Raw genomic sequence first — 12,072 nt, 5'->3', positions numbered from 1 at the left:
GGGGAAAAGCATCTGCTATAAGGGGAATTCGACAAAATACATTTGTAACAAAGTTATAACAAGTGTATAAAAATGTTAACGCAATACCACTTCAGCAGCCGGAGAACGTATGACACAAACCTTATTTACCTCAAATGCCGAAAAAGCGCTTCTCTCAGAACGCATCAATAAATTGGCGAAAGCGTTAACGGATGGCGTTTATGAGCGTGAACATACGATCAAGCTCTGCCTTCTTGCTGCACTTGCTGGTGAAAGTGTTTTTCTTTTAGGTCCCCCTGGTATTGCAAAAAGCTTAATTGCCAAACGACTCATCCAAGCGTTCGATAACAGCAGTTACTTCGAATACCTGATGACGCGCTTCTCAACCCCTGAAGAGGTGTTTGGGCCACTGAGTATCCAAGAGCTAAAAGACAACGGCCGTTATGTTCGCTTAACTAAAGGGTATTTGCCAACTGCACAAGTCGTATTTTTGGATGAAATCTGGAAGGCGGGCCCTGCAATTCTTAATACATTGCTGACAGTGGTTAATGAGAAAACATTCAAAAATGGCAGCGATATCGAGCGTGTGCCAATGCGCTTGTTGGTATCGGCTTCCAATGAATTACCCGATGAAGATAGTGGATTGGATGCGCTCTACGACCGCATGTTGGTGCGTGTGTTTGTGAATCGAATTCAGAATAAACAAAACTTTAAGTCGATGTTGACTGTGGGCACATCGCAAGAGGCACAAGTACCAGAAGGCCTAGCGATAACTGATGAAGAATATCATCAATGGCAACAACAGCTCGACAAATTGACGTTAACCGACAATGCATTCGAAAAGCTTTTCCAGCTTAAAACGATGTTAGAAAGCAAAGTTGAAGCTCAGTTTGGTGATGTGGCCAATACCGATATGTATGTCTCTGACCGCCGCTGGAAGAAAGCCGTGAAGTTGTTAAAAGCGAGCGCGTTTTTTAATGGTCGCGATGAAATAAATCCGCTTGACCTTTTACTGCTGCAAGATTGTTTATGGAACAGTCCTGAATCGCGAGATGTGGTACGTGAAGTGGTTCAAGAGTTCGCCTTAAAACATGCATTTGATCAACAAGACGCGGAGCAGGAAATCGAGTACTGCCGTGAGTCTTTGGTTGATGTCCAACATGAACTAGAAGATGCCTACCGCATGACGTTAACGTCTGAAGCGGCCACGGGTATTTTGCGTAAAGAAACCATGCGCTTTGATACCTCTAAAGCCAAGATGTACAAAGTTGGCGCAGCCGTTAACTTAGTTAAATTGGTTGTCTTGCAAAGCAACATGTCGGTTTCAGAATCAGAAAAAGGTGATAGCCGCTGGGTTTATGTACCCAAAGATGAGTTAGATCGAGTCATTAAAGAGGGAAGCGGTGATGTGTATGGTTACGTCAATCAAAACACCAACATGTGCCGTTTACGATTTGATGTTGACGCGGCGAATAACCTAGTTATCCGTGATATCGCGAACCGAGGCATTTTGGTTAGCCTAGTGACTCAAGAGGGCTTGGATGTAGAGCTTTACCAAAAGTGGTTAACGCAGAGCGAAAAAGCCGTAAATCAGCTTAGTGAGGCAGAACACCATATGCGCAAGGTGAAAGCGAACTTTCATGATGCGCTTCCGCATAGCTTTGTTGATCCTGAACTACCCCGCCTTATGGAGTCGAGTCTACAACAGGTCAGTCAGAGACTTGAATCAATCCAAGCAGAAAGTGAAAAAGTTATCCAACGCTTTAAAAACTTAAATCAGTTTTTCTCATAAGGAGACGACATGCTAGGTGCAGACGGACTTAACCTCGCGCTGATGGTGGCCGACTCCGGCATCATCGATAGCGCAGTTAATGATTTGATGGCTCGTTCACAAGTCATGATGATGGCAGAAAACCGAGGTGTTAAATCTTCGGTCAAAGGTCACTTGTTAAAGTGGCGAGGCAGCGTCAAAAAACGGATCACCAAGGTATGTGAGACAGAGCGTTTCCAACAAGAGCTGTCTTTATATCAAGAGGTTATTCATTGGGATGAAGAGGCGTTTTTTGAAAACATCGAAGATGTGATTAAAAAGCTGGAATGGCACTCTGCGTTTTACATGCAAGCTCGCCGAATGATGGAAAAGAACAAAGGGATGAATAACCCTATGTTCCCTCATTACTTTTGTGATCAATGGTACAAAAGCCTCACCGATGCTATAAAACAAGCGCAAGTAAGCGAGCTTGAAGCCAATAAAGAAAAGGTGCTGAATGACCTGTATCAACGTATGGAAACCATGCGTAATATGGATAAAGTCACGGAGTCGGGTGACGCTGAAAGTGTAGGGCGCCTGTGGGATATGGCATCTGCCAAGTTGAGTAAAACAGACTTAACGGTGATGAAACGCCATGCTGAGTTTCTGAAGAAGCACCAAGGCTTGCAAGAAATTGCGGAGCAACTCGGTCGTATGGCGGGGCAAGTAAATGATCCTGAACTAAATCGTGCGCCCACTGAAGAACTTCAATTGGTCGAAGAGAAAAGTGATGAGGCGACGGATGATATTGTCGGTATTCACGAAAGCGATGATCTAAATAAGCTACTTCCCAACGAAACGATGTTTTTGGCGTATCCTGAACTTGAAGTTGTGTTCTATAAACACTTAGTTGATAAACGGCTCATGAACTATCGTACACAAGGCAAATCGCGCACGTTACGTAAAGTTAAAGCTCACCGACCTGACCATAAAGCGGTAGATATCGAAAAAGGCCCCTTCATTGTTTGTGTGGACGCGTCCGGTTCCATGAGTGGCTTTCCTGAGCAATGCGCCAAAGCCATGGCTTATGCTCTGATGCAAATCGCACTAGCGGAGCAACGTGATTGCTATGTCATTATTTTTTCTACGGAACACATTACCTACGAACTAACCAAACAAGATGGTCTGCGCGAGGCGGCGGACTTTCTAACTTATAGCTTCCATGGTGGTACAGACTTAGAGCCAACTTTGATTAAATCTATCGACTTGATGAGCGGTGATAAATATAAAAACGCAGACATGGTAGTCATTTCCGACTTTATCGCGCCAAAACAACAAGACGAGTTACTGGCCAAAGTGGATGCGCTCAAAGCGAAGAAAAACCGTTTTCACGCGATTAGCTTATCGAAATACGGAAATCCTGCATTAATGTCGATGTTTGATCACACTTGGTCTTATCACCCTAATGTTGTGGGAAGATTGCTAAAAAGGGTCAGCAACTATTAAACGCCTTAATGTTTCATGGGACAAAACGAACTGAAAGCGAGATTTATATTGCTTCGTTTTAAGCCAATAAGATCGAACTTTGGTCGAATTGACTTAAAAGAAATCAAACGAACAGAAAATGAAATGTTTTTGTTTGACTATCTTCTCTCAATCCGTAAAGTAGCCACCAACGCAACGGGGTAGAGCCCTGAAGCGTAATAAAAAGGCGCCTTGGCAGAGTGGCTATGCAGCGGATTGCAAATCCGTGGACCTCGGTTCGACTCCGGGAGGCGCCTCCATTATTCTTTTGAGAGTGAATGGCTTTCGAGAATAAATGCGACACTAGCTCAGTTGGTAGAGCGCAACCTTGCCAAGGTTGAGGTCACGAGTTCGAACCTCGTGTGTCGCTCCAAATTATTCAGATATGGCCATGGCGGTATCTCGATGCCAAGTGCATCAACTTAAAACCAGCGAAAGCTGGTTTTTTTGTATCTGAAGACTGATAAATTCACACCATCTCTTTTTCATTACCTGTGAGCTTAGCAACCCCATCTCTGTCACGAGTTTCTGATATTAAGTGTGACCCGATGTTTCGCACCTCAGCCAATTTCAGTTTACAATACGGGCTTCCAAAGGATTTGACGAAGACGCATGAGAAATACCGACGATTACATCATTTTTTATCACTTGATCGAGCAAGGTTCATTCAGTGCTGCCGCGAGACATATGTCACTGACCAAATCGGTCGTCAGTAAACGGATTGCCAAGCTTGAACAAGAGCTTGGTGTACAGCTTCTCTACCGAACAACGCGAACGCTAACGTTGACTGAAGCAGGACGAGCGTTTTTTACTCATGCAAAAGCGGTTTATCAAGCGGTGGCAACGGCGGAAGAATCCATTGTGGGTTTAGGTAAAAACTTATCTGGAAACATTAAAATTTCGGTGCCTACTATCTCTGGTGAATTAATTCTTCCTCAAGTGATTAATGAATTTAATCAGAAATACCCAGACATCAATATCGATATGGATCTAGATAATCGTTTCGTCGATATCGTGAATGAACGTTTTGATTTGGCAATTAGAACGGGTGTGTTGCCAGATTCTAGTCTGATTGCAAGAAAGCTGGTGGATGCGAATTGGATCATTTGCGCGTCACCCCAATACCTAGCTAAACATGGCATACCTAAACAACCTCAAGCCTTGGCTAAACACAATTGTTTAGTCTATTCCTACCAAGAAACCGGAGCGCATGAGTGGGCGTTTAAAGATGGAGACGAGGTATATCAAATCACCGTCGACGGTAACCTCTGTACCAACAATTCTTCTGTATTGAGAAATGTGGCGCTGTTAGGGCAGGGAATCATCTATGTACCGCGTGTATTGGTTTATGAAGACTTAAAGCAAGGCAGTCTGATTCAGTTATTTAAAGACGAAACCGCCAAATGTTTGGGTATTTATGCGGTGTATCCTTACACTCGTCAGCAACCAGAAAAAATTAAGATCTTTATCGATCATCTATACTCAAGCTTTCAAAGTCAAAACCATCGATTTTAAGCCAATAACTCAACACCGATCGTTATATTGGTGTTGAGCTTATGTTTCCATCTTCATTTCTAAGAATCCTCTTAAATTTAGGGGCTTACGCTTCTCCTCGTTTTCTTCACTAATATTGATAACAAGATACCCCGCACAACTGTTAACAAATGGTTTTGCTATTGTTTCTTTTAAGAAACGGTCTGTTTCTTACGTTAAATTTCTCAAATGTGAAAGATAAGTGACAGAAAAATAAAGAATTATTTTGTTTGTTGTTTATTGATTACGTATTGCACGCCCGTCTGACATAGACGCAGAGAAATGGACTGCTTATAGTGGCTCAAACGCCATGCCTGCCGCTAAGCGGTGTTGTGAGCGAAGTACAATAACTAGAGATACGGATATGAAACAAAAGCAGCTGATTGAAGAATTTAAAGCCATCGTTGGGGAAGAAAATGTTCTAACCGACGAGGTTAAAACGAAATATTACCGCTCGGGGTTTCGTTCGGGTAGTGGTAATGCGCTTGCTATCGTGTTTCCTAACACTCTTCTAGAACAATGGAAGATTATTAAACAGTGTGTTGAAGCAAACTGCATCATTATCATGCAGGCGGCTAAAACAGGTTTAACAGAGGGCTCGGCTCCGAGTGGTAATGATTATGATCGCGATGTGGTTGTGATCAATATTACCAAAATCAAGAAGATTCACTTATTAGATGGCGGTAAGCAGGCGGTTTGCTTGCCTGGTGCGAGCTTACACTCTCTGGAGAAAGAGTTGAAGGCAGTGAACCGAGCACCGCATTCTATCATCGGCTCTTCATCCCTAGGTGCCACTGTGGTCGGTGGTATCGCTAATAACTCAGGCGGTGCGCTAGTTAAGCGTGGTCCTGCTTATACGGAACTGGCGATCTATGCGCAGGTGGATAAGCAAGGCCAGTTACATTTGGTGAACCACCTTGGTATTGAAGGATTAGGTGAAACGCCAGAAGAAATTCTAACAAACCTGCAAGAAGGGAACTTTGACCCAGCGAAGATCATTCATGATGAGCGAATGGCGTCAGACAAAGAATACGATGAACGTGTTCGAGACGTGACTTCTGACATTCCTTCTCGCTTTAATGCCGATGAACGCCGATTATTTGAAGCCAGTGGCTGCGCTGGTAAGTTGGGGATTTTTGCCGTTCGGGTTGACAGCTACCCAGTCCCAGAAAAAGAGCAGGTTTTTTACCTTGGCACCAATGACCCTGCGAAACTAACGAAGTTGCGAAAAGACTTCTTATCTACGTTTGATAACTTGCCTGAGATGGGAGAATACTTGCATCGAGATATCTTCAACATGGCAGAGAAGTACGGCAAGGATGTGTTCTTATCCATCGACTTGTTAGGCACAGATAAGCTGCCAAAAATGTTCGCACTTAAAGCTAAGGTAGAAAACTTCTTAGAGCGCATCCCGTTTGTCAGTAAATATCTGCCAGACACCATTTTGTACTACGCGAGCAAGTTGTTCCCACAACATTTACCAGAGCGAATGCTGGATTTCCGTGACAAGTATGAGCATCACCTGGTATTGAAAATGAGTGATGGTGGTATTGCTGAAGCACAAAAATACCTCAAGGAAGTTTGGGCTGTTGAAGACGACTGTGATTTCTTCGAGTGTACGCCGGAAGAAGGTAAAAAAGCTTATTTACATCGCTTTGCAGCAGCAGGTGCAGCAATTCGTTACGAGACGATTCATCGAAAAGACGTAGAAGACATCGTTGCACTTGATATCGCTTTGCGACGTAATGATGAAGAGTGGCTAGAAACTTTGCCTGAAGAGGTGAGTAAGAACCTTGTTCAAGCGCTCTATTATGGTCACTTTATGTGTTACGTCTTCCATCAAGATTACATTTTCAAAAAAGGGACTGACACGAAGTTGATGAAAAAGCTGATGCTAGAGCACCTCAATAGCCGTGGTGCCAAATACCCAGCAGAACATAACGTGGGTCACTTGTATGAAGCCGAAAACTCGTTGCAGAAGTTTTACCACGAATTAGACCCAACCAATACCTTTAACCCTGGTATTGGCAAAATGGACAAATATAAGCGCAATTGTAACTGCTGTGCATAATGTGCTGCATCACCATGATTAATAATCGTTGTTCATCGTTAAAATGATGAGCATAAGATAAGCCCTGATGACACTTGTGACATCAGGGCTTTGTGTTTTGGGTCTTTTATTGATGATTGGTATCGGCTTTGAAACAACGACTAAAGAGCACGTACTGCAGCGGCAGCGATGATGCCTGCTGCGATTGCGGGTAGAGGCTTTTTCACGATGAACATGACAACGGCAGTAGAAAACAGTGCTGCTCTAGCACCATTATCACCCTCTACTGCTAGCGGAGCTAAAAGCGCAACCAGTACGGAACCTGACATCGCAGTAATGAAACGTTGAACCCGTTCGCTAATTGGAATGAATGACATAACATACACACCGCCCCAGCGGGTTATGAGCGTGACTAACGCCATAGCGATAATGATAAGCAGTGTGCCACCTAAGGTTGTTTCGATGTTCATGCTTTCTTCTCCTTCCAACAAGCACCCAATACTCCGCCAGTAATGGCGCCAACCACTACGTGGCTATTCTCTGGCAAATACCAATACGCCAACATAGAAGAGGCTGCTGCTATGGCCCAAATCGCAAAGATTCTTAAGTCTTTCGGCCCGGCTACCACCATAGACAGCAGGAAGCACCCCATAACCATATCGAGCCCGAGGCCCACCGGATCTTTGATTGCGCTACCAAAATAAATGCCGATCCAGGTGCCCACAATCCAAAAAGACCACATCGCTAAGCCGCCACCAACAAGTAAGCCAAAGCCTGGTTCTTTTCTACCGAATGCATTGAGTGCCATTGCCCAGTTAGCGTCTGATGCTACCAGCATTACACCGTAACGTTTTGTTGGTGGGAGTTGTCGTAACCATGGATAAAGTGTGGCTCCCATCAAGAGGTGACGAGCATTAATCGCAAATACAGTAATAAGTACTGGAATGAGAGGGACTTCTGCTCCCCACATTTCTAACGTGGCAAATTGTGAAGCACCGGCGAAGACCAGTGTGCTCATCAACATAGTGGGAAATACATCTAGTCCAGTCTGTACGGCAGCAACACCGAAAGCGAGGCCAAATATGACCACGAACATAGAGAGGGGTAAAAGTTGGGTGAATCCGTTCCAGACGTCAAGCCGATTAAATTCGTGCAACTCAGTGGAGGAGCGTTGAAGATGTTGAGTATTTTCTGTCATAGAGATACCTAGCTAGCAGGCAAAGGGGCAGTGCCATACGAGTGTGTTTGTTATTCTTTTGTAAACTTCATGTTTAACATCAATTAGAGGGGCTTTCAAACACTAAGTGCTATATAAAATTGAGCCATCCAAGCGGCTTTAAGAAACAGAGTGTAGAGAGTCGCGCTTGGTAGTGCTAAAGGAGAATAAAACAACAGAAATAGTAAGCTCTGTTCAATTGATAACATCACGAGCTAGTACAGATTAGTAAATAAGAAAGAAAGCGAGCACGAGGCTCGCTTTTTCGCTCTGTTACGAATAACTGAATAGGTTTATTTTACGTAGACACGAGGGTTCGCGCTTCCCCAAACCGTGTATAGTTCAGGGAAGATGACTTCTGCGTGTTTTTCCATCTCAGCAGCTGAAATCGTTTTGCCTTGTTGGGAGCCAAACAAAACAACTTCAGAACCAGGCTCAACATCTTTGATACCTGTAACATCTACCATTGTAGTGTTCATTGAAGCAACGCCCGCAACTTTTGCACGTTGGCCATTGATCAGAACTTCTGCTGTATTCCCCATTTTTCGTGGATAACCATCAGAGTAACCAACAGGAATGTTCGCCATTAAGCTTTCTTTGCTTGTTGTGTAGCTGCTGTCGTAACCGACTGTGCTATTTTTTGGAAGGTGGTGAACGGATGCCACGCGTGTTTTGAAAGACACGATAGAAGGGTACTCAGGGTTAGTTGGTAAGTCTCCGTATAAAACGCCACCAGGACGAACCATATCAAGCTGGGCCTCAGGAACATTAAGCGCGGTGTAAGAGTTTGCTACGTGCAGTAAAATGTTGTCGCGTTTTAGATTCGCTTCTTTAATCAGCCATGCAGAACTGTCTTTGAATGAAGCTAACTTTTGGCGCACGTCGTCTGCATTGTAGTTAGGGAAATGAGTCATGATACCAACAATACTAACGCCAGCTTGTTGAGCGATTTCTAGCGCTTCTTTCTTGCCCGCTTCTGTCGTCATATCAACACCATTACGTCCCATACCACCGTCGTTCAGAGCAAGGTGAACTTTGATTTCTTTACCAGCTTTCTCGGCTAGTTTAGACAGTGCTTTAGCTTGCTCTGCTGTGCCTATCAACTCTTCGACATTTAGGTCGATTGCGGCTTCAATCTCGCCAATATCCGCTGAGCGTACACGCATGAGTTGGCCTTTAAAGCCACTGTCGCGAACAGTTTGTGCTTCGGCGTTACTTGCAACGGCAACGCAAGGAATTTGTTGTTCGATAATAGTCGGCATCAGGCCTGCGATACCATTACCGTATGCGTCGGCTTTCATCACGGCGCAGATTTTCGTTTTGCCATCCATGTGCGATTTAAACTGCTCAATATTATCGCGGAACTGACCTAAGTTTATTTCTAGCCAAGCGTTAGCACCTTGAACTTGCTCTGCTTTTGCTGCTGTATTGCTAATTTGAAGAGGAGCGGCAGTGGCTTGCATTACAGGAACCGCGATTGCAGCAGCGATAGTCAGTGATAGTAAGGTTTTATTTAAGCGCATAAAGTCTCCGTACGCGTTTTTTGTATTGGTTATGTTATTGAGTACTTGGGGAAAGTACCTGACGAAGTAAAACGCTCCAAGTGGTGCTTTGGAGCGTTTATTAAGATAGTGATTTAATATATACCTAAATATACCTCAGTGATGACATTCAATTTAAGCAAATCGGGATTGATTTGATATCTACTAAGGTATCCACTGAGTTTAACTCAGTTTAAAGCGGCTCATTACATCTTTAAGAGAAATGGATAGCTGGCTTAGTTCGCGGCACGCCTGTGCGGTTTGCTCCGAACCTTGCGAGACCTCTTGAGATGCCAAATGTATGTTTTCAATGCTGCGGTTAAGCTCTTCTGCAACAGAGTCTTGCTGGTTACAAGCCGTGGCGATTTGGGTACCCATGTCTGAGATGTCCGAAATCGAATGCTCAATGTCGCTCATCAGCTGTTTTGATTGAATGCCTTGTTCTGCACATTCTGAAATACTGGTTCTAGAAAGTTCAGTGGCTGATTTTGCGTCTTTTGCAAGTGATTGTAGCTGCTCAATGATCGAAGTGATTTCACTCGTTGAATCTTGCGTACGGCCGGCAAGAGTTCGAACTTCGTCTGCAACGACGGCAAAGCCACGACCAGACTCACCAGCACGCGCCGCTTCAATGGCTGCATTAAGTGCAAGTAGGTTGGTTTGATCGGCGATGTCGCGGATAACATCCACGATCACGTTAATTTTATTCGATTGCTGTTCAAGCTCTGCTACGGTATCGCCTGCAGCGCCAATTACGTTTGAAACTTCTTGAATCGCGTCAACCATACCTTGGGTTTCACGAACACCGTGTTGTGTGCGGCGGTTTGCTTCGTTAGCTTGGTTCGCTGAGTCTTCAGTGTTACGAGCAACATCGGCTACGGCCGCTTTCATTTCTGTCATTGCTGTTGCGATGTGCGTAATTTGCAGCTGTTGATCTTTCATACCAGACGCAGAAATATCGGAGATTTGGTTCATCTCTTCGACAGCGCTGCTTAACTGAGTAACTGCAGCAATCACATTATCGATAACTTGGCGTAAGTCGTCTTGCATCTTAGTGGTCGCGTCTGCCAGTTCACCAAGCTCGTCATTGCCGATTGCTTTACGGTCAATGTCACTTGATAGATCACCTGTCGCGATGGCATTTGCTTGCTCAACAACAAGTTTAAGTGGGCCACAAATTAGGCGAGTCAGCACGTATGTCATGCCTACCATGATCAGTAGAATAATCACGTTACTTGCAATTGAAGAATTACTCAATCCATTTACAGAGGACAGGATATGAGTTTTGTTGCTATCCATAGCTTCTTTAAGGAGACGGATTAGTTCGCCTAACTCTGAGTCAACCGCTTCGAAAGCAGACAAGGAGTTCGCCAAAATAGGGTGGGCCTTGCTTTTGTCGTTAGCTAGCATCGCTTCATTGTACTGGTCCATAGTAACCAAGTACTTTTTCCATTGACGCATAAGACGCTGGTAAGTTTGCTGCTCTTCGCCAGGCCAGATAGTTTCACCGTAAGCGTTGAGCTCTCTAGTGATCTTTTCGCGTTCTCTAATATTGTTAGAAATTTTAGTTTTGACTTGGTCTGCGTCTTCATAAGTGTACGCAGCAAATTGAGCTCGGCGCCAGCGAGACAAGTGATCTCGAATCGAATCGACCCTTTCCATTGCAGGAAGCGTATCGTCGGTATAGTTTAAAAGCTCAGATTTGATGCTTTTGAGCTCTGTAGATAAAAATACGCCAAATGCAATGTTGACGATGGCAATGAGTAAAAACGATAGCGATATCTTTTTCGCTATAGAAAGATTCTTGATAGACATTAGTGATATACCTTGTTTTTCTTATGTTGTGTCGCCAAAGTAAACCACATCCTTATATGTGATATATGTCCATTAAATTACTGCAACTCGTGTAACGTACCATTATTTATTGATATTTTCGATAATGAATTGAGCTTTGTTTGAAAATAAAAAAAGTCAATGATTTTATAAAGGTACGACCACATTCGATATAAAGTTATCGGTAACAAAATATGATGTTCTGTACGCAGTCGTGCCAAGAGTAGGGAATCAAATTGTTACAGATGTTACAACGATGAAAAGATCAGCGTTCATAACGTGATAGTCGCGTGTTTACCTCGAAGCAGTTACGGACACTAGTATGCGTATGACTTCATAGCTAATGAAAGGGAACGGGTGCTTATTGGTCTAATTGAATGCCAAACGTACTAGTCAGATCGCTTTTTAAGCACTTAAATCAAAAAGATAAAATTTATTGTTGACCAGATAAATTAATCCGTTAAAGTACGCCTCGTTCTCACGGCAAAGGCCGCTGAGACAGATGGTGTCTAACCCATCGCATGATTGCGTTGCCCTGGTGGTGGAATTGGTAGACACAAGGGATTTAAAATCCCTCGGCGTTCGCGCTGTGCCGGTTCAAGTCCGGCCCGGGGCACCATCAAAATCTTTGGTGACAGAGATACAA

General features: G+C 43.9%; 8 protein-coding genes and 3 tRNA genes. 7 read left to right on the top strand and 4 right to left on the bottom strand.

Features of this window, described 5'->3' with window-relative positions; all coding sequences use genetic code 11:
• Positions 1 to 109 precede the first annotated feature (109 nt).
• The 6 genes from R7093_RS01050 to dld all read left to right on the top strand — a co-directional run bounded on the left by R7093_RS01050 (position 110) and on the right by dld (position 6,857).
• Positions 110 to 1,771, top strand: a complete 1,662-nt coding sequence (locus R7093_RS01050) for an ATPase RavA domain-containing protein (RefSeq protein WP_005375980.1) — start codon at positions 110 to 112, stop codon at positions 1,769 to 1,771.
• 9 nt (positions 1,772 to 1,780) lie between these two features.
• Entirely contained in the window at positions 1,781 to 3,235 is a 1,455-nt protein-coding gene (gene viaA / locus R7093_RS01045; RefSeq protein ID WP_005375981.1) for an ATPase RavA stimulator ViaA, read from the top strand.
• A 204-nt stretch (positions 3,236 to 3,439) separates the two neighbouring features.
• Positions 3,440 to 3,513: transfer RNA gene (locus R7093_RS01040), tRNA-Cys, on the top strand.
• A 37-nt stretch (positions 3,514 to 3,550) separates the two neighbouring features.
• Positions 3,551 to 3,626 (top strand) — tRNA-Gly (locus R7093_RS01035).
• 239 nt (positions 3,627 to 3,865) lie between these two features.
• On the top strand, positions 3,866 to 4,768 hold the full coding sequence (locus tag R7093_RS01030; protein WP_047101034.1) for a LysR family transcriptional regulator: 903 nt from the start codon (positions 3,866 to 3,868) through the stop codon (positions 4,766 to 4,768).
• Between the two features lie 382 nt (positions 4,769 to 5,150).
• Positions 5,151 to 6,857 (top strand): D-lactate dehydrogenase, encoded by a 1,707-nt coding sequence (gene dld / locus R7093_RS01025; RefSeq protein ID WP_047101035.1) that lies wholly within the window; start codon positions 5,151 to 5,153, stop codon positions 6,855 to 6,857.
• A 140-nt stretch (positions 6,858 to 6,997) separates the two neighbouring features.
• Here the strand turns inward: dld and R7093_RS01020 are convergent, their stop codons facing one another.
• The 4 genes from R7093_RS01020 to R7093_RS01005 all read right to left on the bottom strand — a co-directional run bounded on the left by R7093_RS01020 (position 6,998) and on the right by R7093_RS01005 (position 11,408).
• Entirely contained in the window at positions 6,998 to 7,306 is a 309-nt protein-coding gene (locus tag R7093_RS01020) for an AzlD family protein (protein WP_017820198.1), read from the bottom strand.
• Positions 7,303 to 8,034, bottom strand: a complete 732-nt coding sequence (locus tag R7093_RS01015) for an AzlC family ABC transporter permease (RefSeq protein ID WP_017820197.1) — start codon at positions 8,032 to 8,034, stop codon at positions 7,303 to 7,305. The genes R7093_RS01020 and R7093_RS01015 overlap by 4 nt, the downstream gene beginning before the upstream one ends.
• 311 nt (positions 8,035 to 8,345) lie before the next feature.
• A complete protein-coding gene (alr, locus tag R7093_RS01010) occupies positions 8,346 to 9,575 on the bottom strand; it encodes an alanine racemase (protein WP_047101038.1) in 1,230 nt (409 codons plus the stop codon).
• 201 nt (positions 9,576 to 9,776) lie between these two features.
• Positions 9,777 to 11,408 (bottom strand): methyl-accepting chemotaxis protein, encoded by a 1,632-nt coding sequence (locus tag R7093_RS01005; protein ID WP_005375988.1) that lies wholly within the window; start codon positions 11,406 to 11,408, stop codon positions 9,777 to 9,779.
• Between the two features lie 550 nt (positions 11,409 to 11,958).
• Here R7093_RS01005 and R7093_RS01000 point away from each other — a divergent pair.
• A tRNA-Leu gene (locus R7093_RS01000) sits at positions 11,959 to 12,045 on the top strand.
• Positions 12,046 to 12,072 lie beyond the last annotated feature (27 nt).

Source organism: Vibrio sp. 1580 (assembly GCF_033340055.1).
The sequence above is the reverse complement of the archived record's forward strand: the minus strand, read 5'-3'. Positions and strand labels throughout refer to the sequence as shown.

Coding starts and splice junctions, on each gene's coding strand:
- R7093_RS01050 (WP_005375980.1), top strand. CDS start 110: ATGACACAAACCTTATTTACCTCAAATGCCGAAAAAGCGCTTCTCTCA.
- R7093_RS01015 (WP_017820197.1), bottom strand. CDS start 8,034: ATGACAGAAAATACTCAACATCTTCAACGCTCCTCCACTGAGTTGCAC.
- R7093_RS01020 (WP_017820198.1), bottom strand. CDS start 7,306: ATGAACATCGAAACAACCTTAGGTGGCACACTGCTTATCATTATCGCT.
- viaA (WP_005375981.1), top strand. CDS start 1,781: ATGCTAGGTGCAGACGGACTTAACCTCGCGCTGATGGTGGCCGACTCC.
- alr (WP_047101038.1), bottom strand. CDS start 9,575: ATGCGCTTAAATAAAACCTTACTATCACTGACTATCGCTGCTGCAATC.
- R7093_RS01030 (WP_047101034.1), top strand. CDS start 3,866: ATGAGAAATACCGACGATTACATCATTTTTTATCACTTGATCGAGCAA.
- dld (WP_047101035.1), top strand. CDS start 5,151: ATGAAACAAAAGCAGCTGATTGAAGAATTTAAAGCCATCGTTGGGGAA.
- R7093_RS01005 (WP_005375988.1), bottom strand. CDS start 11,408: ATGTCTATCAAGAATCTTTCTATAGCGAAAAAGATATCGCTATCGTTT.